Raw genomic sequence first — 24,821 nt, 5'->3', positions numbered from 1 at the left:
TCCAAGCCGGCATCTCATGCTGAGGCTCCTTCCATCACATTGGAGACGGTGCCATGAGCACACCCTCTGCATCCCAACTTGAGCAACTGCACGCGCAGTTGCTTGAGATTGATCCAAGCCTGCGCAGCCAAGTCAGCAAGCCTGCCCCACCGCCCCAGGAGCTGACTGACCTGGAAAAATTGAACGCCACGCTCAAGCAAGCCAACCACACTTTCCTCGACCAGGCACGCGCGCTCTATCAGGACCTGGCCCAAGTCGACCTCAGCCAAACCGGCGGCAAGGCGTTGTTGACCCGCCTGCGGGCCAAACTGAACGAACAGTTGCAAGACCTTGATGACACCAGCTCCGTCACCGGTCAAGGCCGTCAGACCTTCATGCGCTACGCCGCCGGCAGCACGGCACTGGAACGGGAGGCCAGCCTCAATATCAAGGACCATCTGCTGAACCCGGTCGACCTGCGCATGCTTGAGGATTGCTCACGCGTGCCGTCGTTACGACCGGGCATCTATGCATTGACGTTCACCTATCAGGAGCAAAGCGTCGAATTCGCCGGCGCATTTGTATTGACGCGCCAGCCGAGCCCGGTGGTCGATAGCCTGACCAGCGATGCCGCGCTCGGCCCGGTACTGCTCTTTACGCCATCGGCGGGCCTGTATGGGTTCGATACCCTGCTCGAACTCGACCAGAGCCTGAAAGCGAACATGGCCGAGCGCGGAGAAATCCTCCGGCACTTGCCGGTGCGTTATCAACACTTGGGCGTCGCCGACATCTGGCCGCTGGAGCTGCGGCCGATCGACGACCTGCTGGTGTTCGAACACAGCTACCAGGCGCTGCTCGACAAACGTCGCCTGGACATCGACCTTGCGCTGAGCCTGGTCAATAACCCGCGAACTGACAGTGCGCAGTTGATCGAAGAGCTGGACGCCGCTATCAGTGCGGCCCAGCCCGACCTGTCCCAGCGCCTGGCAATGCGGCGCCAGCGCCTGCTGGAGTGGGCGTTGCATAAAAGCTTGCCCGACTGGTACCGCAACGCCGATGACGCGAAGCAAGCCAACCTGGCGGACTGCATCGTCCAGTACAACCAGGCCCGGCAGACATTTCTCGAACTGTTCGGCCCCTGGATAACCCCTGGCGCCCTGGCCCATTACCAGTTGCTCGAACAATTGGCCGACCAGTTGGAGATCCATGACCTCGACCCGCAGCAACTGCTCGTCACCACCCGCCGCGAAGTGGCGGACGTGGGCGCCTACGTGCAACAGCGCAGCCTGGTGGATGTCGCCCTCGCGGGTTTGCACAGCGACGACCGTCTGCCCGGCTCAGCCTTTCTCAAGCACACCACCCTGAGCTACGCCGGCGCACCGTTGCAAGGTCGCCACGCGCACCTCACGCCACACAGTCTGCTCGACCTGTTGCAACCGCTGGACCCGCGCCTGGAGTTTGCCGCCCAGCAGAAAAAAGCCATGGCTACGCCCGAAATCCGCCAGGCGACCAAAGCCATGCTCGATCGACGCCTGGCACTGTTGGCCTATACCGCCAACCTGCAAGGCCACCTGAGCGCGGCCGACTATCAATTGTTTGAACAATTGCGCAGCACGCCCGGCTCGGCGCTGCGTGCGCAGACCGTGCTGCTGCATGGCGCGCAGCTCAAGGACCTGTGGCTGCTGCGCGAGAACGACGCCAACGGGCAACCCAAACGCTTGCTGCTGTGCACTCCCGACTCACCAAGGGGGCAAATGTTTATCGCCTTCAACAGCCTGCGCGAATGCCAGACGCACATTCTCGCCTGGGCGGCGGACACGACCCGGCATAACGGAAAAACCATGGCCGACTACCTGCTAGAGCAAGTGCCACAGCGCTTTCGGCCGACCATGCGCATTGTCGCCGGCAACCTGGGTTTTCGACCGGATGCCATGGAGCACGAGGAAGTCACCCTGGGTACGCCCTGCACGCACAATGCCTGCATGGACGCCATGGTCGAGCACCTGATGGCGCAATTGATCGACGACTATGAATACAGCAGCCCGCTCTGGCTGCGCTCCGCCTCTCAAACTGAGCGCATCCGCCTGACAAGCCTCGCCGAAGATGCCGAAGGCGCCTTACGCACCTACAACGCCCGGCCGGATGCGGAGGCCAACTTCCCGACCTTTGCCGCGTATGTGCATGAGCAGGCCACCCTCAGCCTCAACAAGCTGTTGGGTCGGATGCACAACAAGGTCGACCCGGACCTGGTTTTTGCCTACACCCCCAAAACGTTGTTGGGCCAAGGGCCGAAACCTCTGTCCTATACCGAACTGTATCGCGACGGGTACGCGGACAACGTGGGGTTTATCAACGAAGACTTTTCCAGCTCTGCGACGTTTCGTGGCCCGCCCGGTGTCGACCTGAGCGCGCTGACCCCGCAGAAGGTCGCAGCCGCGGTAAGAGGCGTATGGATCGGCAAACGTTACACCGACCTGGTACACACGCAATTGCAGGCCGCCAACAGCCCGGGCTATACCGAAAGGCGCAATGCCACGCTGAAGATCACCCAGTTGCAAATGCAAAATGCCGCTCTGCAATCACGTCTCGAAGGGCATATCGCCAGTGTCGACCTGAGCTGGTTGACCCAGGCGATCAGCAGCCTGGGCCAGAGCGCAGTGACCCAGCGCACCACCTACAAAATACATCGCCTGTTTATCGACGGCAGTTGGGTCATGGGCGTTTACCTGTTCAGCCACGCGGATAACCCGGTGCTGCTGTACACCCCGAATGCCCCGGATGGCATCAGTTTTCGTGAAGCGAAACTGTTCAACTACCTGCTCAAGACCCTCGATGGTGCGGTGGAATATTTCTGTAGCCGCACCGCGCAGCAGTCCCAGGCACGTATCCGGGATGTACTCGAAACCGCCAAGAAGGGCCTGCCCGACGACATCAACCGCACCAGCCCCAGCCGCCCCCATTACGACAGCATCGAGCGCGTCACGCCCTTGACCGACCTGCGTCACGAGTTCTACAACATGGTATTGCAACGCCGGATCGACGACGTCCACGCCACTACGGTGAACCGTACGCAGATGATCATGGGCATTGTCTGGACCTGCGTCGAATGGGTCACTGCCATCGCGACCATTCCCTTTCCGATTCTCAGCCTGACCCTGGGCGGGTTGCTCGCCTTCAAGGATGCGCTGCTCGCGCTCAACGCGTGGCACCAGGGTGACCGCGACGGTGCATTGCTGCATTACATCGGGTACCTGGCCAACCTGGGCGGTGCGCTGCTGTTTGACCTGAGACCTGCCTTTCGCGGGCCGTTCAACGCACTGCGTCCGACACTCAAAACCGGCAAACAGGCGGCTGACAGCGCACTGCTCAAACAACTCGAACCCACCAGCCCGCCAGACATGCAACCGCTGCTGTTCGATGGCCAGCCCTACTGGGTCAAGCCCACCCCGGACGCCCTGGGCCGTCACCTGCTCTACCGCCAGGACCCGGCCTCCGGCCAGATGCGCTCGACCGCACGCTTGGTCAACCAGGATACCGAGGGTCGCTGGGTGCGTTCCGGCGTGACCGGTGGCGGGCGCAAGAAATATGAGCTGCTACCCGAAGAGGTCGACGACTCTCTGGCGAAATACGAGATTTCGCCCAGCGAAGGTAAATATTTCCGAGCCGTACTCGATGAAGGCTTCAAAGCCCGGCTGGTCACCAATTGGGATCCCGACGTCATCGGCGCTACCCAGCGCTACGTCTACGACCAGTTGCAGCCGCTACGCAATGCCTACGTCGGCCAGATCGAGCAACTGACGAAGGATGCCGAGGCTTTCTTCCTGCGTCCCCGCGTACACCCCATCAAGCCGCAAGTCCCCCCAGTGGCCGCAGAAACCGCGCACGCCGAACTGCTCAAGCTTTTGTTCTCGCCGGGTAAACAGCTGCTCATCGGCGCCCATAATGCGTCCATCGCCAGCAAACAATTGTTGATCGAAAACATGCAGTCCCTGGCCGAGCAAGGGCTCAAGCGGCTGTACATCGAAAACCTGCCGGTTGACGTGTTTCGCAGCAAACTGAAGATCCTCAACCGCGAAGTCGAAGGCAATGTCGCGGTGGCACTTGAACGCATCACTGAGCATCTGGCCAGGGTCGATCAGGCCTTGGGGTTCGCTGCCGATGCGCCTTTCAGTTTCCGCAAGCTGGTGCTTGAAGCGCACAAACACAACGTGATCATCGATGGGCTGGATGCGTCGAGCTCCTACCACATGGAGCACGTGCTGGCCCTGGGCGACGGCGAGCGGCTTATCCCACGCTCGAGCCGGCTGCGAAATTTCTATTCGCACCAGGCAATTGCGCGCAACGTGAAAAATCGCCCCGGGGAAGGCTGGATCGCCCTGGTCGAACAGGACCGCATGGGAAGCCACGCGATGACCACCGGCCTGGCCGATCTGCAAAACACCTTGGCGCTGCGCGTTCAAGACGTGGCACCTGACCAGCCCGTGGGCGTCTGGGTCGACACCTTGCCTGCGACGCAGTCCAGGGGGCACCTCACGTTGTCGCTGTCGACGAACCTGCACGTGCGCGCCCAACCGGCAGTGGCGCAGGCCCCTGCGGTCACGGCCGGCGCCACGCACTTCAACGAGTTCGACATGCCCCACGCCATGAAGAAGCAGGCCGGGCAATTGGCAGCGTCTCATCGTGGCCTGGATACACGCTACGCCTTGCATCAGGACGACCCCCGCCAGGCCACGTTCGCTGAGTTCATGCGTATTCGCGAGCGCTTGATCGAACGCGCCGAAGCCTTTTTTGCCGGGTACACAGCGCCACGACGCAGTGCCCTGGCTTACCTGGCCAACCTCACGAACGAAGAGGACCTGATCAAGCGCCTCTTTCAACAAAAACTCGGGCTTGTCATCGGAGAGGCGCACTCGGCGCAGTCGAGTAAGGAGTTCCTGATCAAGCACATGAAGCTGCTGAAGAAACAGGGGGTAAAAACGCTCTATGTCGAACACCTGCTGACCGACCTGCACCAGCACGAACTGGATATCCTGCATGACACGCTGAAAATGCCCAGCGGCTTGCAGGCCTACCTGAATGCCCAGGACCAGGGCCATATGCTCATGTATACCGGGCCGAACACTTATACCAACGTGATCAAGGCCGCCAACAAATACGGGCTGCGCGTGCGCGCCCTGGATTGCACTGCCAGCTACCACACCAAAGGGGCCAGGGGCAGCAGCCCGCGCAACACGCTGTTCAGTTATTTCGCCAACGAAGTGATCAAGGCCGACCAGGCGGCGTTCGGGCCCCATAAGTGGGTGGCGTTCATGGGCAGCGGGCACACCGATATGAACCTGTTGGTGCCCGGTATTGCCCAGTTGCAGGATGCCGTCAGCCTGCATGTGCGCGATGCCGCCGCCGGCACTGCACGCACCCTGCAACAGGGCGGCTGGGTCGTGGATGAGACCAGCTCATTGGCCTTGCGCAGCGACTTCACACTGCAGGTCGGTGTCGCCGGCAGGCGCGCCATTCGTCCACCCGCGCCGCCAAGCCGCGAGCGGTTGCGCCTCAAGGGACACTTCATCATCGAGCGGCCATCGGCCTACGAGACGAACCTGGTGCACCATTCCAACAGTGGCGACATCGTGGTCACGCCGATTCAGATCGATGACATGGGCCAGTTCTTCATCGACCGGTGGGAGGGGATTCGCGACAAGCGTTTTGTCTATCAAAGCCAGCTGATCGAAGCGCTCAAGTACGAGATCCATCTGACACCGGCACCGTGATGCCTCGGGGGCTCCTGCCCGCACGTCGGCCGGGGGCCCCCTTTCGATCTACCGGACAAAAGACATTTCAGATTCTGGCCGTGCTGCCGATATGGCCTACATACCTCAGCTGGCTCAAACAACAACACCGCCCAGCATTCAGATCACACTTTGCGGAGCTTTCAATGAACAGCTGGTTCGGTAACATCAGCGTCAACCTCAAACTGGGCCTGGGCTTCGGCCTGGTGCTTGTCCTCACCTCGATCCTGGCATTGACCGGCTGGACCAGCCTCGGCGGCCTGATCGACCGCAGCAACTGGATGAGCGACATTACCCAGCTCAACGCCTCGCTGACCAAACTGCGCATTGCGCGCCTGCAGTACATGCTCGCCAACGGCGACGAAACCGTGGCCCAGAACGTACAAGCCAACCTGGATACGTTCGCCGCCCAGCAACAGAAGCTGCTGGACAGTTTCAAGAGCCCGGAAAACCTCAAGCTGCTCAACGAGCAGAAAGCCGTCATTACCGCCTATCAACAGTCCCTGAACAAGATGCGAGAGGCCTACCGTAACGGCAACGCCTCACGCCAGGTGATGGGCGACAAGGCCGATATCGCCAACGCCCAGATCAACGCGTTGGAAGCCTCGGTGAAGCAAATGCCTGACAGTTCGGAGCACCTGGCGCAATTCCAGGCCGTGGCCGAAGCCAAGATGCAATTCCAACTGGCGCGCTTTGAAGTGCGCGGCTACACCGGCGATGTCAACCCAGACACCGAAGCCCGCGCCGTCGCACAGATTGAAAAAGCCATTACCGGCCTGAAAGACCTCAACAGCGTCTTCGGCGCCAGCCAGCAAAGCGCACTGAGCGCGCTGGAAACCGCGCTCGGCGCCTACCGCAGCGCCCTGCAGAACTACAAGGCCGCTAACGCGAATATCGTCGCTGCCCGCGCCGAAATGACCACCCAGGGTGCCGACATCGTCACGCTCAGTGACAAGCTGTATGACATCCAGCTCACTCGTCGCGATGCCGAAAGTACCCAGGCGCGCAGCCTGCAACTGATCAGCACCCTGCTGGCGTTGCTGGTTGGCATCATCGCTGCCTGGGTGATCACCCGGCAGATCACACGCCCATTGCAAGACACCCTGGCGGTGGTCGAGCGCATCGCCTCCGGCGATCTCAGCCACAACATTCAGATCACCCGCCGGGATGAACTGGGCGTGCTGCAACAAGGTATCCAGCGTATGGGCACCACCCTGCGTGAATTGATCAGCGGCATCCGTGACGGTGTGACGCAAATCGCCAGTGCCGCCGAAGAGTTGTCGGCCGTTACCGAACAGACCAGCGCGGGCGTCAACAGCCAAAAGGTCGAGACCGATCAGGTCGCCACCGCCATGCATGAAATGACCGCGACGGTGCAGGAAGTCGCGCGTAACGCAGAGCAAGCCTCCCAGGCGGCCTCCGACGCTGACGGCCAAGCCCGCGAGGGTGACAAGGTGGTCGCCGAAGCTATCGCCCAGATCGAACGCCTGGCTGACGAAGTGGCGCGCTCCACCGACGCCATGTCGCATCTGCAACAAGAGAGCAACAAGATCGGCAGCGTGATGGACGTGATCAAGGCCGTGGCCGAGCAGACCAACCTGTTGGCCCTCAACGCCGCCATTGAAGCCGCCCGTGCCGGTGAAGCCGGGCGTGGCTTTGCCGTGGTCGCCGATGAGGTGCGCGGCCTTGCTCAGCGCACGCAGAAATCCACCGAGGAAATCGAAGGCCTGGTCGCCGGTTTGCAGAACGGCACCCAGCAGGTGGCCAACGTGATGAACAACAGCCGCAGCCTCACCGACAGCAGTGTCGAGCTGACCCGCAAGGCCGGCGCCTCCCTGGAAAACATCACCCGTACGGTGTCGAACATCCAGTCGATGAATCAGCAGATCGCAGCGGCCGCCGAACAGCAAAGTGCCGTGGCTGAGGAGATCAGCCGCAGCATCGTGAATGTGCGCGATGTGTCGGAGCAGACGGCGACCGCCAGCAACGAGACCGCCAAGTCGAGCGTGGAGCTGGCGCGATTGGGGAGCCAGTTGCAGCAGATGGTCAGTCATTTCCGGGTGTAAATAGCGCTATCACTGTGGCGAGGGAGCTTGCTCCCGCTGGGCCGCGAAGCGGCCCTGATCAAGTTGATGCCGATTCGGACTTGAAAGCCCAGTGAATGCTTTGGGGGCTGCTACGCAGCCCAGCGGGAGCAAGCTCCCTCGCCACAGGCAAACTTAGACATACTCGGCCCTCCCTATGTTGGGCCTTACCTCCAGCGCACTTACCGGAACACGTGAGCCTTGGGATGCACATCACTGCTTCCTTTGAGGCTGCAAACCCGGCGACCAAGCGGGTTTGCAAAAAAAACCGCCCTACTAAGGCGGTTTTTTATTGCCTGCGATAAAACGCATGACAACGCCCCTCGTGAAAGCAACTCTACTACAGAGACGAAAACCCACCGCCCAGCGCCCCGCTACGCGCCAGGAAACGCCCCGAGCGCTGACCATTGGCCTGCCCCTCGCTGTAGCTCAACACGCCATTGACCCACACCCGCTCAATCCCCTGCGCCGCCCGCTGCGGCTCCTTGAAATCCGCCACATCCCGTACGCGCAATGGGTCGAATAACACCAGGTCAGCCCAATACCCCTCACGAATCTCACCACGTTCGGTCAGGCCAAACCGCGCCGCCGACAGGCCGGTCATCTTGTGCACCGCCGTGTGCAGCGGGAACAGCCCTACGTCCCGACTGAAATGCCCCAGCACACGGGGAAACGCGCCCCACAAACGCGGATGAGGGAACGGGTCTTCAGGCAACCCATCGGACCCCACCATCGACAGCGGATGCGCGAGGATGCGTCGCACATCCGCCTCATCCATCCCGTAGTACACCGCGCCAGCCGGTTGCAGGCGACGGGCCGCGTCCATCAGCGAAAGCCCCCATTGGGCGGCAATGTCCTGCAGATCGCGCCCGCCCACTTCCGGGTGCGGCGTCGACCACGTGATGGTAATGCGAAACGCATCGGTGACTTGCTTCAAGTCCAGGGTCGATGAGCTGGCCGCATAGGGATAACAATCACACCCTACCGGATGGGTTTTCGCCGCCTGCTCCAGCGACGCCAGCAATTGCGGACTGCGCCCCCAGTTCCCCGCACCGGCGCATTTGAGGTGAGAAATGATCACCGGCGCCTTGGCGTGCCGACCAATCAGAAACGCCTCATCCATGGCCTCCAGCACCGGTTCGAATTCGCTGCGCAAATGGGTGGTGTACACCGCACCGAAGGCCGTCAGCTCTTCACTCAGTTGCAGCACCTCATCGGTCGTTGCATTGAACGCGCTGGCGTAGGCCAGGCCTGTGGATAAGCCCAGGGCACCCGCCTCAAGACTCTCCTGCAACTGCCCACGCATGGCAGCAATTTCATCCGGTGTGGCGGTACGCTGCAAATCGTCCATGTGGTTGCTGCGCAGCGCCGTATGGCCAATCAATGCAGCCACGTTGACGGCCGGCTGGGCGCCTTCGACTGCAGCGCGATAATCGGCAAAGCGCGGGTAAGTGAACGCAGCGCGCGTGCCCAGCAGATTCATCGGGTCCGGAGGATCGCCGCGCAAACTCACCGGCGAGGCGCTGATGCCGCAGTTGCCGACAATCACCGTCGTCACGCCCTGGCTGAGCTTGGGCAGCATCTGCGGATGGCGGATCACCACCGTGTCATCGTGGGTGTGCACATCGACAAACCCCGGCGCCAGTACCAGGCCGCGGGCGTCGACTTCATGTGCGGCAGTAAGCGTTGCCAGATCACCGATCGTCTCGATACGTCCAGCCAACACCCCCACATCGGCGAGATAGCCCGGCGTGTTGCTGCCATCAATGATCAGCGCCTGACGTATCAACGTGTCGTACTTCATCTCAATCTCCAAGGGGCAGGCTGTCGGGGCCGCCGCGATAATCGTCCAGGGCCAGCTTGATCCGGCGCAGCCGCTCCTGGTTGTCGTCCGGCTGGGCCAACGCCAGCTCGGTGGCAAGCAGATCTATGGCCAGCAGCATGCCGTAGCGCGCTGCGGTGGGCTTGTAGATAAAACTGGTTTCGGCCGGTTGCAGCGCCAGCACGACGTCCGCCAACTGCGCCAATGGCGAGTTGGCCAGGGTGATCGCGATGATGCGTGCCTCGTAGTTGCGCGCCAGTGCGACCACGTCGAGCAATTCAGGGGTCAACCCCGTGAGCGAGCAGACGATCAGCGCCTGTTCCGGCCCCAGTGTCGCCGCCGTGACGCGCATCATCACCGGGTCATGGCTGGCGGCAATCGAATAACCCAGGCGCACCAGACGCACCTGCAACTCATCGCTGCACAGGCTTGATGGGCCGCCCATACCGAAGGCATGGATCATCCGCGCCTTGCTCAACACACTGACCGCATCGGCAAAACTCGCCTGGCTGAACCCTGACAGGTGCTGACGCAGCGTGGCCTCGATATCGCCCAGGATCTGTCGATGAAAGGCCGATTGCTCCGGCAGACCCGCCGGGTCCAGGAAGCGGCTGCCGACGCCGCTGGCCTGCGCCAGTTGCAGGCGCAGGTCACGCAAGTCGCGGCACCCCACACTGCGTGCAAACCGCGATAACGTGGCCGTGCTGACCTCGGCCCGCAACGACAACGCCTCCAGGCTGGCCGACGCCGCAAAGCCCACATCATCGAGCATCAGCTTGGCGATACGCCCTTCACCGGCACTGAATGAATCCTGGCGGGCGCGAATCTGGTAAAGGATGTCCATGGTGGCTCCGGGTTACACAATCAGGCTCGTAGGACCAGAGACAAGCCGTAGGTCAGGCCGAACGCAATCACCGAAATCAGCGTCTCCAGCACGGTCCAGGTCTTGAAGGTCTGGATGACCGTCATATTGAAGTATTCCTTGATCAGCCAGAAGCCGCCGTCGTTAACGTGGGAAAAGATCACCGAACCTGCGCCGGTAGCCAGCACCAGCAACTCGGGATGTGGATAACCCAAGCCCATGGCAACCGGTGCCACCACGCCGGACGCGGTGGTCATGGCAACGGTGGCCGAGCCAGTGGCAATACGCATCAACGCAGCAAACAGCCAGCCCATCACCAGCGGCGACAGCTGGAAAGCATGGGCCAGGCCGAGAATTTCATGGGTGACGCCTGCGTCCACCAGAATCCGATTCAAACCGCCGCCCGCCCCCACCAGCAAGGTGATGCTCGCAGTCGGCGCCAGGCATTCGTTGGTGAACTTGAGGATCGATTCGCGGTTGAAGCCTTGGGCAATCCCCAAGGTCCAGAAGCTGACAAGGGTCGCCACCAGCAGCGCGATCACCGAGTTGCCGATAAACAACAGGAACTGATTGAACCCGGTGCCTGGCGTGGAAAGCACGTTGGCCCAGCCGCCGATCATCATCAGCACCACCGGCAACAGGATGGTGCCCATGGTCAGCGTGAAACTCGGCAAGCGCGTACGCGGTTCGCGCTCGATGAACTGACGTTCCAGCGGGTTTTGCGCCGGCAACTGAATACGCGGCACGATGAATTTGGCGTAGACCGGGCCTGCAATGATCGCCGTCGGAATACCGATCAGGATCGCATACAGCACGGTCTGCCCCACCGACGCGTTATACGCCAGCACCGCCATCATCGCCGCCGGGTGCGGGGGCACCAGCGCATGCACCACCGACAGGCCGGCCACCATCGGCAGGCCGACCATCAGGATCGACACGCCCACCCGCCGCGCCACGGTAAACGCGATGGGCACCAGCAACACAAACCCGACCTCGAAAAACAGCGGCAACCCCACCAGAAACGCAATACACACCATCGCCCAATGCGCGTTACGCTCGCCGAAGCGGTTGATCAACGTACGCGCCACCTGCTCGGCACCACCGGACTCGGCCATCATCTTGCCGAGCATGGTGCCCAACGCGACCACCAGTGCAATATGCCCCAGGGTTTTACCAACGCCCGCTTCATACGAGCCCATGATCGTGTCCGCCGGCATCCCGGCCATCAGCGCCAGGCCGATGGACACCAGGGTGATGACGATAAACGGGTTGAGTCGGTAACGTGCAATCAGCACGATCAAAGCAATGATGGCGATGGCAGCGTATGCCAATAGCCCGAAGCCCGGTGATGCGGCCATGCGGTACTCCTCGGAAAGGGTCACGTCGAATAGGTTGTGAAACTCATAAATCATTCCTCGGTGGTATTTTCAATTTTTATGAAATTAATTTTCGCCCACGGATAAGCGCCGTCGCGTTGGGACATGCCCAACACCCGTGCATGAAAATCCGGGGGGTGTTCTTACATGAAGATCAGAGAACAGCGGAAACTCAGGCGCCCGCCCCAAGTCATAGAATGCGCATTCACTCACGCCCAGGAAAACCGACCATGATTCGCCCATCCCTCGCCGCCGGCGCCCTGCTGCTCGCCCTGTGCGGCACAGCTTCAGCTGCCGATAACGCCGTGTTGAACAAGTGCATGGACAGCGCCAACACCACCGCCGACATGGTCGGTTGCAATACCCAGGCCGCCAAAGTGCAGGATGAACGCCTGAACAGAGCTTACAAGACTGCGCTTGCCGCTCAGGACGGCCCACGTAAACAGCAACTGCAAGACGTGCAGCGCCTGTGGATAAAGTACCGTGACGCCAATTGCGCCTTCGCCGGCAGCGCAACCGGCGGCAGCATCGATCAGGTCAATGGCTCGGGCTGCGTGGTGGACATGACCCAGACCCGCGCCCAGGAATTGGAAGACCTGGTCGGGCCCTGATCAATCCGGTTGAACGCGGGCACGCTTGAGCAGCTTCTTGCAGCGCTCCGACAAATGCAGCACCCGCAGGTGCTTGCCCGCCTTGGCGTAACGCTCGCGTAAAGTCATCAACGCGGCAATCGCCGAATAGTCGACAAAGCTCAGGTGACGGCAATCCAGCGTCACCTGGGCCGGGTCATTGGCCGGGTCGAACTGGTTCAGAAACGGCGTGGTCGAGGCGAAAAACAATGTGCCGTGCAGGCGGTAGAGTTTGCTGCCATCGGCCTCCAGCGACGCATCGGCGTACAGCTCACGCGCCTGTTGCCAGGCGAAGTTGAGCGCCGCAATCACAATGCCGCATAACACAGCGGTCGCCAGGTCAGTGAACACCGTGATCACCGTCACCGCGAGAATCACCAGCACATCGTTGAACGGCACCTTGTTGATCACCCGCAGCGACGCCCAGGCGAAGGTCTGCTGGGACACCACGAACATCACCCCGACCAGCGCCGCCAGCGGAATCCGCTCGATCAACGGCGACAGAAACAGAATGAACAACAGGATCATCACCCCGGCAAACACGCCGGAAAACCGCCCGCGCCCGCCCGAGCTGAGGTTGATCACGGTTTGCCCGATCATCGCGCAACCGCCCATGCCGCCGAACAGTCCCGAGACCATATTCGCGGCGCCCAGGGCCACGCTTTCGCGGTCAGGGTAGCCACGGGTTTCGGTGATTTCGTCGGTGAGGTTCAGGGTCAGCAGGGTCTCCAGCAGCCCGACCATGGCCATCAGGAACGCATAGGGCGCGATGATGCCGAGGGTTTCCAGGGTCCAGGGGATTTGCGGCAGCGCAAAGGTCGGAAGGCCGCCGGCAATGTGGGCCATGTCGCCCAACGTGCGCGTCGGCAGGCCAAGCAGGTACACCGCCAGGCCCACGCCAAGAATCGCCACCAAGGCAGGCGGCACCGCACGGGTCAGGCGTGGCAGCAGGTAGACGATGGCCATGGTGACCAGCACCAGCCCCGCCATCACGTACAACGGTGTGCCGCTGAGCCAGGTGTCACCGCTCTTGAAATGCTCCAACTGCGCCAGCGCGATGATGATCGCCAAGCCGTTGACGAAGCCGAGCATCACCGGGTGCGGCACCATGCGCACCAGCTTGCCCAGGCGCAGGACGCCAAAGGCAATCATGATCAGCCCGCCCAGCAACACCGTCGCCAGCAGGTACTCCACGCCGTGCTGCACCACCAGTGCGACGATCACCACCGCCATTGAGCCGGCGGCGCCCGAGACCATACCCGGCCGGCCGCCGAACAACGCGGTGAGGGTGCAGATGATAAAGGCGCCGTAGAGCCCCATCAGCGGGTTGAGGTGGGCCACCAGGGCAAAGGCGATGCATTCGGGCAGCAGCGCGAAAGACGTGGTGAGGCCGGCCAGGGCATCGGCGCGCAGACGGGAGAGCTTCATGAGGTACCAGGGCATTGCGGGGATAAGGCGGGGAATGGTACGGAAATGAGGCGGGTGGGGATAGCCTTATGGACCGCGTCGTGCCTATCGGGAGCAAGCCCCCTCCCACAATTGACCGCGTTCCAGCTTTGGAATGCAGGCAACTGTGGGAGGGGGCTTGCTCCCGATAGGCAGCGACCCGGTATCAAACGAACATCAAACCATCTCGTGACGAATCCACTCGATCACCGACTGACGCTTTGGCTCCCATCCCAACAACTCACGGGCCTGTTTGCCCCGCACCCGGCTGTTGGAGCCCAGGCCATAGTTGGCCATTTCATAGCCCCACTCGGCTTCAGCTTCGGCCAATGGCCAATCCTGGGGCTGACCCAGCTTCAGGGCTTCGGCCATGGCGCGGGTCATGTCGGCAAACGCCGCTTCGCCGCTTTCCACAAAGTAGAAAGTGCCCGGTTCGTTCCGGGTCAGGGCCAGCAGGTACAGCGCCACCACGTCTTCAATATGCACGTTGGACCAAATGTTCTGCCCCGGGCCGACATGGCGCACCACCCCACTCTTGCGCGCCTGCTTGAGCAAACGCGGCAATTGCACGCTGTCACGCTTCACGCCCAGGCTGTGTCCGTAGATCAGGGTGTTGCAGATCACCGCCGAGTTGACGCCCTCTTGGGCGGCAGCGAGGATCAGATTGTCGATGGCCACCCGCGCGGCCTTGTCGACCGTCGGCTCCGGCAGGTTGTCTTCAAAATAGATCACATCGCTGGCCTTGCCGCCCGACGCATCACCCACGATGCTCGAACCGCTGGTGTGCAGGAACGGCTTGTTCGAACCTTTCAACGCGGCGAGCAACGTTTCTACAGCGCCACGATGGTCGCTGCTGGCGGCGTTGATCACCGCATCCGCTTGCCGGGCTTGCGCGGTCAACAGCGCGGCATCCTCGAGCGTGCCGATCACCGGGGTGATGCCCAGGGCGGTCATTTCAGCGGCCTGTTCGGCGCTGCGCACCAAACCGGTCACGGTGTGGCCGGCCTTGACCAGGCCGGTGGCGATGGAGCCGCCGATAAAACCGGCTGCACCGGTTACGAATACGTTCATGGAGTGTGCTCCTGACGAGATCAATGTGGGAGCCAGTATCTGCCCCCCCTCCCCGTCGAATAAGCCCTCCGCACCCAATTCACTCTTGCGCTCAAGTCACGAATCAGCGGGCATACCGCGCCAGCTTGGCCTGGATAAAGTCCAGGAAGCACTGGATGCGCAGCGCCAGTTGCGAGTTGCGGTAAAACACCGCGTTGATCGGCTGGCGGTAACCACTGTTGAATGTTTCCAGCACCGGCACCAGGCGCCCGGCGTGGATGTCTTCGAAGGTCATGAAGTTGGACAGGCAGCAAATGCCCTGCCCTTCCAGCGCCAGATGCCGCAGGGTCTCGCCGCTGGAGGCGGCGATGCCGGGTCGGATCAGCCAGCGGTCGCCTTCCACGTGGCGCAGCGGCCAATGGTTGAGGGTTTCGGTCTGGGTGAACCCCAGCAAGGTGTGATCCGCCAATTCGGCCACCGTGCTCGGTGTGCCGTACTGCTTGAGGTAGGTGGGGCTGGCCAGGATGTGCAACGGCGACCAGCCCAGGGAGCGCGCATGCAGGGTCGAGTCGGCCAATACACCGATGCGGATGGCAATGTCGGTGCTCTGCTCCAGCAGGTCGATGATCAGATCATCGCTGTTCAGTTCCAGCTGGATATCGGGGTAGAGGCTGCGAAATTCGGCGATGTACGGCAATATCCCATGCAGCATGAACGGTACGGCAGCATTGATGCGCAGGCGCCCGGCAGGTTTTTTCTGGCGTGACGACAGGCGTTCTTCCAGCTCATCCATCTGCGCCAGGATCACCTTGGCCTGCTCAAAGAAGTACTTGCCCTCTTCGGTCAGGTCCATACGCCGCGTGGTGCGATTGATCAGCGTCGTCTCGAGCTTGGCTTCCAGGCGCGACAGGGTGCGGCTGACCGCCGACGGCGTCTGCCCGACCTGCTCCGCCGCAGCGGAAATCGAGCCGCATTCAATCACGCTGACGAAGGTTTGTAGCTCATCGGATCGGGCTTTCACAGACTGTCCTCTTTTCGGGTCCCTGCAAAAATACCCTTAACGGGAACGCACGAATAAGCCTTTTCAACCGCCAACCAGCAAATGACCGCCCAATAGCGCCATGCCGACAAAAAACACGCGCTTGAACACCGTCGCACTGATGCGTTGGCGCACGACCTGGCCGAGCCACATCCCCAGCAACGCAGGCACCATGGCCAACAGTGACGCATTGATTTCCCCAGCGCCCAACGTGCCACGCCAAAGCAGCCCGGCCGCCAGTGCCAGTGTAGAAACGCTGAACGACAGCCCCAGCGCCTGCACCAGTTGATCGCGATTCAAGCCCATGGCCTGCAGATACGGCACCGCCGGGACCACGAAGACGCCAGTGGCCGAAGTGATGACCCCGGTGATCAGCCCACACACCGGGCCCAGCCAGCGTTCGGTCTCGGGCTTGACCTTGAACGTGGGCAAGCACAACCCGCTCAGTGCATACACCAGCAACGCAGCGCCCAACGCACGCACCGCCCCATGGCCACCGTCCATTCCCAGCCACTGCGTGCCGAGCCCGGTGCCGAGGAAAATCAGTAGCAGCATCGGCCACAGGCGCTTGAGCAAGTCACTCAAATGGCCGCCAAAGGCCAGTTGCCAGAGGTTGGTGACCATCGAGGGAATGATCAGCAATGCCGCAGCCTGTGTCGGTAACATAGCCAGGCCGAGCAATCCCATGGCCACCGTGGGCAGCCCGAGGCCGATCACGCCCTTGACGGTACCGGCCAGCAAAAACGTGCCAGCTACCCACAACGTCAGGGCCGGGCCTATGTTCTGGTAGAACGCGAGGAAAGTATTCATGCCGCGATTGTGGCGTTTTTCGAGCTGGCCGAAAATTCGCCATATACTGAGGCAGACTCTTGTTTTTCCGTAGGCACATGCCATGCACTTTGACCTGATCGACCTGCGCCTCTACTTGCATATCCTCGACACCGGCAATATCACCGCAGGCGCGGCGCGCAGCCATTTATCGCTGGCGGCGGCCAGCGCACGCATCCGCGCGATGGAGGCGTCGCTGGGGATCGCGTGCCTTGAGCGCGGCCGTCGCGGTGTCACGCCCACCGCCGCCGGCAAAGCCCTGGCCCGGCATGCCCGCTTGCTGTTGCAACAGGCCGAGCACTTGCAACAGGACCTGGCGGAATACGCCAAGGGGATCAAGGGCCAGGTGCGCCTGTTGTGCAACACCACGGCCTTGAGCGAATACCTGCCGGAATTGCTGGCGGACTTTTTGCGCGAACACCCCAACCTCGAGATCGACCTGCAGGAACTGCCGAGCCTGCGTATCACCCAGTCCTTGCGCCAAGGCACGGCAGACCTGGGGATCATCTCCGACGCGGTGGATACCCACGGCCTGCAAACCCTGGCGTTTCGCGATGACCCGCTGGTGTTGATCCTGCCCCTCGATCATCCCTTGGCAGCCGGCACCGTGAGTTTTATCGACAGCCTGCAACACGACTTCGTCGGCCTGAGCGCCGACAGCGCGCTGTCGATCTACCTGGAGGAACAGGCGCTGCACAGCGGGTTTCGCTTGCAGACGCGCATCCGTGCCGAAGGGTTTGAGGGGGTGATGCGCATGGTCGCCCGCGGTGCCGGCCTGGGCATCGTGCCCCAGGCCGCCCTGGACCGCTGGCCGTCGCAACAGCGCTTCAAGGCCCAGCCATTGCGCGAAGCGTGGGCCTGCCGACAGCTGCTGCTGTGCGCACGCTCGTTTGAGCATCTACCGGGTTACGCCAAGGCTTTGTTCGACGCCTTGGCCCTGCCCTTGCGGAAAAACCCGTAATACACCGCTGACAGAATCAGCAGGAACGGCACGCCGAACACCAGGGTCATCTTGAACGCCTCAGTGAAGTACGTGGTGATCATCACCGCCCCCATCAGCACCAGGCCCAGCAAAGTGCTGTAGGGAAACAGCCGCAGTTGGAACGACAGCTTCGGCCCGCCATGGCGTTGGCGATAGCGGCGGAAGAACAGGTGCGTGAGGAAGATCATGAACCAGGTGAAGATCGCACCGAACATCGAAATCGCCATCATCAGGGTGAACGAGCTTTCCGGGTACACCACGTTCAACAAGGTCGCCAAGGCAATCCCCGAGCTGGACAACAGCAAGGCATTCAGCGGAATGCCGCTCTTGCTCAACGCCCCCATGGACTTGGGGGCAAACCCTGCACGCGACAGGCTGAACAGCATGCGCGTGGTGATGTAGAGCTGGCTGTTCATCGCCGACAGCGCCGCGATCAGGATCACGAAATTCATCACGCCGGTGGCGCCGGGAATACCGATGGTCTGCATCACCGTGACAAACGGACTCTGGGTTTGCCCGGCCTGGCTCCACGGCACGATGGCAAGCATCAGGGCCAGGGTCAGCAGATAGAACACCACCAGGCGCACGATGGTCGCACGAAAGGCCTTTTTCACTGCCTGCTCGGGGTCTGCCGCTTCACCGGCGGCGACTGCGATCATCTCCACGCTCAAATAGCTGAAGATCGACACAATCACCGCGATCCACATACCGCTCAGGCCATGCGGGAAAAAACCGTCGTGAGACGTGTAGTTGTGCACGCCGTATTCCGGGTTGCCGGAGCCGAACACCACGTACACCGCAAGGATGATGAAGCCGACGATGGCGCTGATCTTGATCGTCGAGAACCAGTACTCGAAGTTGCCGAAGGTTTTCACGCTGATCGCATTGAGCAGGATCAGCACACTGGAAAACGACACGATCCACACCCACTCCGGCACATTGGCGAACCAGTACTTCATATACATCGCCACCGCAGTGACCTCGGCACCCACCGCCAGCACAATCGCCGCCCAGTACGCATAGCGCACGAGGAAACCGGCCAGCGGGCTGATGTAGAACTCGGCATAGGCGCCAAAGGAGCCCGAGGTGGAATGAGCCACCGTCATCTCCGCCAGGCAGCCCATCAACAGCAAGGTGATCAACGCGCCGATGGCGTAGCTCACCAGCACACTGGGCCCGGCGTAGCCGATGGCATAGGCGCTGCCCATGAACAGCCCTGTGCCGATGGCGCCACCGATGGCGATCATGCTCATCTGGCCGGAGGTGAGCTGGCGCCTCAGGCCCAGTTCGCGGTGGGTGATCTCTGCAAAGCCCTGGTCTGGCGTGGTCACGTGGTGTGCCCCTTTATTATTGTGATTGCACAGTGGGTGTGGTGTTGGCGCAGTTACTGTGGGAGGGGGCTTGCTCCCGATGGCGGTCTGAAGTCAAAGCATTGGGTGACTGACACACCGCTATCGGGAGCAAGCCCCCTCCCACATTTAGACCTGCATGCCTGTCAGGTGACGCTGTTGCGCACCTTGAATTGCGGCTGGTCCCAGGTGCGGTTGTCGAGGATTTCGCCAAGGATCTGCACGGCGTCAAATACCTCGGTAAAGCCGGTGTAAAGCGGGGTAAACCCAAAGCGCATGATGCGCGGCTCGCGGTAATCACCGATCACGCCACGGGCGATCAACGCCTGGATCACCGCATAGCCTTCTGGGTGTTCGAAACTCACATGGCTGCCACGCCGGGCATGCTCACGGGGCGTGATCAACACCAGGCCGTGGGCGGCGCAACGGGTTTCAACCAAGGCGATAAACAGGTCGGTCAACGCCAGGGATTTTTTGCGCAGGCTGGCCATATCGGTCTGGGCAAAAATCTCCAGGCCGCATTCCACCATGGCCAGCGAAGTGATCGGCTGGGTGCCGCACAGATAACGCGCGATGCCGACGCTGGGGGCGTAGGTCGATTCCATGGCGAACTGTCGGGTATGCCCAAACCACCCCGACAACGGCTGGCGCACCACATCCACCAGCGCCGGGTTGACCCACACAAACGCCTGGGAACCCGGCCCACCGTTGAGGTACTTGTAGGTGCAGCCAATCGCGTAATCGGCCTCGGCCTGGTGCAGATCAATGGGGACTGCACCCGCAGAGTGAGCCAGGTCCCAGAGGCTCAGCGCGCCGCATTCGTGGCTCAAGGCAGTGAGCGCCTGCATGTCGTACATGTAGCCGGTCTTGTAGTTGACGTGGGTGAGCATCACCACCGCGACATCCTGGTCGATGGCCTGGGGCAGTTCATCCGGGCTGTTCACCAGGCGCAGGCAATAGCCCTGCTGCAGCAACTCGGCCAGGCCCTCGGCGATATACAAATCAGTTGGGAAGTTGCTCGCCTCGCTGACGATGACCTTGCGCTGAGGCTGGCGTTGGCGCTGCACGCTCAACGCGGCGCTGAGCACCTTGAACAGGTTGATGGACGTGGTATCGGTGATCGCCACTTCGCCCTCCCGTGCGCCGATCAATGGTGCCAGGCGATCGCCCAGACGCAGTGACAACTGTGCCCAACCGGCGCTGTTCCAACTGCGAATCAAGCCATCGCCCCATTCCTCGGCGATCACCTGTTGCGCACGCTCAAGGGCCGCCACCGGGCGGGCGCCGAGGGAATTGCCGTCGAGGTAGATCACCCCCGCAGGCAGGGCGAACCGGTTGCGCAACGGGGCAAGGGGATCCTCGGCATCGAGGGCTTGGCAGTGGCTTCGAGTGGTCATGGGCGGTCCTGGTTTTTATAAGTGACGTTGAGCCAAATAATGAACGAAGTTTTAGAGAATTTTCGTGCAAAGTGCCGCGCAACAGGCTAATTAAGCTGTAGGAAATTCGAATTTAACCCCCAAACACGCGGATTTATTCTAAGCATGATTCTCGACGCCACCGACCTGCGCCTCCTGCATTTCCTGCAACAGGATGGCCGTATCAGCAATCAGGAACTGGCGGAAAAAGTCGCGCTGTCGCCGTCCGCCTGCCTGCGCCGTTTGCGCCTGCTGGAGAGCGAGGGAATCATCAGCGGCTACCGCGCCGTATTGAATGCCGAGCGGTTGGGCATCGAGCTGGAGGCCATCGTGCACCTGTCGCTGCGCCAGGATGTGGAGGACTGGCATGAGACGTTCATCAAGAAAGTGCAAGGCTGGCCGGAGGTGGCCAGTGCCTACGTGATTACCGGAGCGAGCAACTATGTGTTGCGCGTGCAGGCGCGCAACCTCAAGCACTTTTCGGACTTTATCGTGAACCACCTGAACCGCACGGCGGGGGTGATGGATATACGTTCGGAGATTGTGTTGCAGAAGATCAAGGATCGGGACGAAGTGCTCGATCTGGTAGTGCGCAAATGACAGCAACACCACAAAACCCTGTGGGAGGGGGCTTGCTCCCGATCGCGGTGTATCAGTCGACATATCAGCCACTGACACAGCGCGATCGGGAGCAAGCCCCCTCCCACATTTTTTGACCGCGTTCAGTCTTCCAGGGCACGCACTCGCTGCATGCGCTTTTGCTCCACCGGCGCGGCGGCGGTTTGCAACTCAAAGTCAAAATCAATCTGCGCAAACCGCCCTTCCACACCCAGCTCCCGTGCCAACTGCGGGTCGTCACTGAAACGGATCTCGGCAATCAACTCATCGCGTGTCGCATAGGCAAAGTCATCATGCAGGTACGGGTCATCCGACAGGTTGATCTGCGTGGTCAGGTGCCGGTACCCAGGCGCCGAAATGAAGAAGTGAATATGCGCCGGCCGCTGCCCATGACGCCCCAGTTGATCGAGCAAATGCTGAGTCGGGCCGGTTGGCGGGCAGCCGTAGCCGGACGGCACGATGCTGCGAAAACGGTAGTTGCCCTGGGCATCGGTCTCGATGCGCCGGCGCAGGTTGAACTCCGATTGCGTGGGGTCGAACCACGAATAAGTGCCGCCGGTATTGGCCTGCCACACATCCACAATCGCCCCCGCCAGCGGCTTGCCGTCGGTGTCGCGCACCTGCCCGCGCATAAACAGCGGCACCGCGTCGTCCAGGCCATCATCCAGCCGTGCTTCGTACTTGCTCAGCGGCGCCCCGGCCACATACAGCGGGCCTTCGATGGTGCGCGGCGTGCCGCCGGACTTGCCCGCTTGCTCATCGGCAGCGTCCATCAGCAGGTCCAGGTAATGCTCAAGGCCAAGTCCGGCCGCGAGCAAACCGGCTTCCTGGTGCTTGCCCAGCTCATTGAGGTAATTGACCGCCTTCCAGAACTCTTCCGGAGTCACTTCCAGGTCTTCGATGATGTTTACGGTGTCGCGCAAAATACGGTAGATCAGGGTCTTGGTGCGCGGGTTGCCGCCGTCATTGAGGTTACCGCTGACTTCTTCAAGAAACTGTTGGGCGTGCAGCGTCTGGGACAGTCGGATGGACATGGTGCATTCCTCATCTTGTAGTTATTCGGTGTAGAAGCAGGCTTAACGGTCGTCGTCATGGATCGACGATGGGTGACGACACAGAGCGTTCACCTCGATCGTCATATAAGGGAACAGCGGCAATTGCATCAGCAGGTCGTGCAGCGCTTGCACGCTGTCGACATCGAACACGCTGTAGTTGGCGTAATGCCCGGCGATCCGCCACAGGTGGCGCCACTGGCCCTCTTGCTGCAGGCGCTGCGCCAAGGCTTTCTCTTCGGCCTTCAAGGCCGCTGCACGTTCGGGGTTCATGTCCAAAGGCAGGTTCACGGTCATTTTTACGTGGAACAACATGGCAGGCGCCTCTTAGTGTTTATCACGACGCGAGAACGCCAGGCGCCCTTCATCGATGGCCAGGCCCAGGCCCGGTGCGGTGGAGACATGCAGTTGGAAATCGCGATACACCGGTGGCTCGGTCAGGATGTCCTCGGTGAGCAGCAGCGGACCGAACAGTTCGGTGCCCCACGCCAACTGGTTCAGCGTGAGAAAGGCATGGGCCGAAGCCAGGGTGCCGATTCCCCCTTCGAGCATGGTGCCGCCATACAGGCCGATACCTGCCGCTTCGGCAATCGCAGCGGTGTGCAATACGGCGCGCGGGCCGCCATTCTTGGCGATCTTCAGGGCGAACACCGAGGCGGCGCCTTCGCGAGCCAGGTTGAAGGCGTCTTCCACACACTCGATAGACTCATCGGCCATGATCGGCGCCGGGCTCGACAGGTTGAGTCGCGCCATGCCGCCACGGTTGTTACGCGAGATCGGTTGTTCGATCAGATCGATACCGTTATCGCCCAGCACCCTGCACGCGCGCAGGGCCACCGCCTCGTCCCAGGCCTGGTTGACGTCGACCCGCACACTGGCACGATCGCCCAGGGCCTTTTTGATCGCGATCACATGGGCCAGGTCACGGTCCACCTCACCCGCGCCGATCTTCAATTTGAACAGGCGATGGCGACGCAGGTCGAGCATCTTCTCGGCCTCGGCAATGTCTTGCTCGGTATTGCCGCTGGCCAGGGTCCAGGCCACCGGCAAGGCATCACGTACGCGCCCGCCGAGCAGTTCGCTGACCGGCAGATCGAGGCGTTTGCCGAGGGCGTCGAGCAAGGCCGTTTCGATGCCGGATTTGGCGAAGGTGTTGCCGCGAATGCTGCGTGCAAGGCGCAGCATGGCCGCGTTGATATTGCTCGCGTCCTGGCCGATCAGCAGCGGTGCGAAGTGCCGGTCGATGTTGACCTTGATGCTGTCCGGGCTCTCGTTGCCGTAGCTCAGGCCCCCGATGGTGGTGGCTTCGCCGAGGCCTTCGATACCGTCGCTGCAACGCAGGCGGATGATCACCAGGGTCTGGTTCTGCATCGTGTGCATCGCCAGCTTGTGCGGGCGGATAGTCGGGAGGTCGACGATGATCGTCTCGATCGACTCGATGGTACAAATCGGCATAACTATACCCGCTGGGTTCTTTATGGGTTTGAGCCGATTCTGCTGCGCAACTTCACGGGCTTCCAATATAGAATTGGTCTCAAGCGATACCCTAAAGGTATCAAAGGAGTCGATATGGAACTGCGTCATCTGCGCTATTTCCGGGTACTGGGTGAAACCCTGAACTTCACCCGCGCCGCCGAACGCCTGCACATTGCCCAGCCGCCCCTGAGCCGGCAGATCCAGCAGTTGGAAGATGAGCTGGGCGTGACGCTGCTGGAGCGCGGCCGGCCGCTGCGGCTGACCGAAGCCGGACGGTTTTTCTATGAGCACGCCAAGGTGCTGCTGGAGCAGTTGAACACGGTCTGCGACAACACGCGGCGCATCGGCCTGGGCGAGAAAACCTGGCTGGGCATCGGCTTTGCACCGTCGACCCTGTATGGCGTGCTGCCGGAATTGATCCGCCGGCTGCGCAATCACGAGACGCTGGAACTGGAGCTGGGGTTGTCGGAGATGACCACCTTGCAGCAGGTCGAAGCCCTCAAGGCAGGGCGCATTGATGTGGGCTTCGGGCGTATTCGCATCGACGACCCGGCCATCGTCCAGCGTGTGCTGGTGGAAGATCGGCTGGTGGCCGTGCTGCCGGCCGGCCACCCGTTGCTCGACGCGCCCGCGACCCTCGCTCAATTGGCCGCCGAACCTTTCGTGCTCTACCCCGGCAACCCGCGCCCCAGCTATGCCGACCATGTGATCGCACTGTTCGATGCGCAGGGTTTGAGCCTCAAGGTTGCGCAATGGACCAACGAACTGCAGACCGCCATCGGCCTGGTCGGCGCAGGCATGGGCGTGACGCTGGTACCGGCCTCGGTGCAGGTGCTGCACCGCGCCGATATCGGCTACACACCGATAGTGGAAAGCACCGCGACCTCGCCGATCATTCTCAGCCGGCGGGTGAATGACCAGTCGCCTGGGCTCAGTCATTGCCTGCAACTGGTGGAAGCGTTGACAAACTAATGTGGGAGGGGGCTTGCTCCCGATAGCGGTGGTTCAGTCAACGCTGTATCGACTGG

The 24,821-nt window shown here is 61.6% G+C and carries 18 protein-coding genes and 1 pseudogene; 7 read left to right on the top strand and 12 right to left on the bottom strand.

Going from position 1 to position 24,821, the window contains the following annotated elements:
* The first annotated feature begins 53 nt into the window (after positions 1-53).
* From MJP36_RS06990 to MJP36_RS28045, 3 genes and pseudogenes are all read left to right on the top strand, one after another.
* Positions 54-5,747 (top strand): membrane-targeted effector domain-containing toxin, encoded by a 5,694-nt coding sequence (locus MJP36_RS06990; protein ID WP_244385097.1) that lies wholly within the window; start codon positions 54-56, stop codon positions 5,745-5,747.
* A pseudogene (locus MJP36_RS28050) lies at positions 5,747-6,928 on the top strand (methyl-accepting chemotaxis protein); the annotation flags it as partial. The gene MJP36_RS06990 and the pseudogene MJP36_RS28050, both read left to right, overlap by 1 nt.
* Positions 6,929-6,967: 39 nt before the next feature.
* A complete protein-coding gene (locus tag MJP36_RS28045; RefSeq protein ID WP_372241717.1) occupies positions 6,968-7,831 on the top strand; it encodes a methyl-accepting chemotaxis protein in 864 nt (287 codons plus the stop codon).
* A gap of 358 nt (positions 7,832-8,189) precedes the next feature.
* Here the strand turns inward: MJP36_RS28045 and MJP36_RS06980 are convergent, their stop codons facing one another.
* Genes MJP36_RS06980 through MJP36_RS06970 form a run of 3 tightly spaced genes read right to left on the bottom strand, consistent with a single transcriptional unit; the run spans position 8,190 to position 11,945 of the window.
* Complete coding sequence (locus MJP36_RS06980; protein ID WP_244385095.1) at positions 8,190-9,653, bottom strand: N-acyl-D-amino-acid deacylase family protein; 1,464 nt, start codon at positions 9,651-9,653, stop codon at positions 8,190-8,192.
* A 1-nt stretch (position 9,654) separates the two neighbouring features.
* On the bottom strand, positions 9,655-10,515 hold the full coding sequence (locus MJP36_RS06975) for a MurR/RpiR family transcriptional regulator (RefSeq protein ID WP_060754399.1): 861 nt from the start codon (positions 10,513-10,515) through the stop codon (positions 9,655-9,657).
* Positions 10,516-10,535: 20 nt separating this feature from the next.
* Complete coding sequence (locus tag MJP36_RS06970; protein WP_244385094.1) at positions 10,536-11,945, bottom strand: GntT/GntP/DsdX family permease; 1,410 nt, start codon at positions 11,943-11,945, stop codon at positions 10,536-10,538.
* A gap of 194 nt (positions 11,946-12,139) precedes the next feature.
* Between MJP36_RS06970 and MJP36_RS06965 the strand changes: the two genes are divergently transcribed.
* Positions 12,140-12,520 (top strand): lysozyme inhibitor LprI family protein, encoded by a 381-nt coding sequence (locus tag MJP36_RS06965; protein WP_060754401.1) that lies wholly within the window; start codon positions 12,140-12,142, stop codon positions 12,518-12,520.
* Here the strand turns inward: MJP36_RS06965 and MJP36_RS06960 are convergent, their stop codons facing one another.
* The 4 genes from MJP36_RS06960 to MJP36_RS06945 all read right to left on the bottom strand — a co-directional run bounded on the left by MJP36_RS06960 (position 12,521) and on the right by MJP36_RS06945 (position 16,883).
* Positions 12,521-13,966, bottom strand: coding sequence for a SulP family inorganic anion transporter (locus tag MJP36_RS06960; protein ID WP_104994811.1), 1,446 nt, complete (start codon positions 13,964-13,966; stop codon positions 12,521-12,523).
* A gap of 195 nt (positions 13,967-14,161) precedes the next feature.
* A complete protein-coding gene (locus MJP36_RS06955) occupies positions 14,162-15,055 on the bottom strand; it encodes an NAD-dependent epimerase/dehydratase family protein (RefSeq protein ID WP_244385093.1) in 894 nt (297 codons plus the stop codon).
* A 103-nt stretch (positions 15,056-15,158) separates the two neighbouring features.
* Positions 15,159-16,055 (bottom strand): LysR family transcriptional regulator, encoded by an 897-nt coding sequence (locus tag MJP36_RS06950; RefSeq protein ID WP_244385092.1) that lies wholly within the window; start codon positions 16,053-16,055, stop codon positions 15,159-15,161.
* A gap of 63 nt (positions 16,056-16,118) precedes the next feature.
* The gene (locus tag MJP36_RS06945; RefSeq protein WP_244385091.1) at positions 16,119-16,883 is read right to left on the bottom strand and encodes a sulfite exporter TauE/SafE family protein; all 765 of its coding nucleotides are present in this window, start codon (positions 16,881-16,883) and stop codon (positions 16,119-16,121) included.
* Positions 16,884-16,965: 82 nt separating this feature from the next.
* Between MJP36_RS06945 and MJP36_RS06940 the strand changes: the two genes are divergently transcribed.
* Entirely contained in the window at positions 16,966-17,862 is an 897-nt protein-coding gene (locus MJP36_RS06940; protein ID WP_104994814.1) for a LysR family transcriptional regulator, read from the top strand.
* Here MJP36_RS06940 and MJP36_RS06935 read toward each other — a convergent pair.
* The gene (locus MJP36_RS06935; RefSeq protein WP_104994815.1) at positions 17,808-19,214 is read right to left on the bottom strand and encodes an amino acid permease; all 1,407 of its coding nucleotides are present in this window, start codon (positions 19,212-19,214) and stop codon (positions 17,808-17,810) included. The genes MJP36_RS06940 and MJP36_RS06935 overlap by 55 nt on opposite strands.
* A gap of 164 nt (positions 19,215-19,378) precedes the next feature.
* Positions 19,379-20,629 (bottom strand): kynureninase, encoded by a 1,251-nt coding sequence (kynU, locus tag MJP36_RS06930; protein WP_104994816.1) that lies wholly within the window; start codon positions 20,627-20,629, stop codon positions 19,379-19,381.
* 144 nt (positions 20,630-20,773) lie between these two features.
* Here kynU and MJP36_RS06925 point away from each other — a divergent pair, with 144 nt between their 5' ends.
* Positions 20,774-21,247: an Lrp/AsnC family transcriptional regulator gene (locus MJP36_RS06925; protein ID WP_060754409.1), complete on the top strand. Its 474-nt coding sequence runs from the start codon at positions 20,774-20,776 to the stop codon at positions 21,245-21,247.
* Positions 21,248-21,369: 122 nt separating this feature from the next.
* Here the strand turns inward: MJP36_RS06925 and catA are convergent, their stop codons facing one another.
* The 3 genes from catA to MJP36_RS06910 are packed head-to-tail and all read right to left on the bottom strand — an operon-like array spanning position 21,370 to position 23,772.
* On the bottom strand, positions 21,370-22,299 hold the full coding sequence (gene catA, locus MJP36_RS06920; protein WP_104994817.1) for a catechol 1,2-dioxygenase: 930 nt from the start codon (positions 22,297-22,299) through the stop codon (positions 21,370-21,372).
* Between the two features lie 42 nt (positions 22,300-22,341).
* The gene (catC, locus tag MJP36_RS06915; RefSeq protein ID WP_060754411.1) at positions 22,342-22,632 is read right to left on the bottom strand and encodes a muconolactone Delta-isomerase; all 291 of its coding nucleotides are present in this window, start codon (positions 22,630-22,632) and stop codon (positions 22,342-22,344) included.
* A gap of 12 nt (positions 22,633-22,644) precedes the next feature.
* Positions 22,645-23,772, bottom strand: coding sequence for a muconate cycloisomerase family protein (locus tag MJP36_RS06910; protein ID WP_244385090.1), 1,128 nt, complete (start codon positions 23,770-23,772; stop codon positions 22,645-22,647).
* A 114-nt stretch (positions 23,773-23,886) separates the two neighbouring features.
* Between MJP36_RS06910 and MJP36_RS06905 the strand changes: the two genes are divergently transcribed.
* A complete protein-coding gene (locus MJP36_RS06905) occupies positions 23,887-24,765 on the top strand; it encodes a LysR family transcriptional regulator (RefSeq protein ID WP_060754413.1) in 879 nt (292 codons plus the stop codon).
* Positions 24,766-24,821 lie beyond the last annotated feature (56 nt).

This window comes from Pseudomonas palleroniana (genome assembly GCF_022836895.1).
GTDB classification, from domain to species: Bacteria; Pseudomonadota; Gammaproteobacteria; order Pseudomonadales; family Pseudomonadaceae; genus Aquipseudomonas; species Aquipseudomonas palleroniana.
This window is presented reverse-complemented; position numbering and strand designations above follow the sequence as displayed.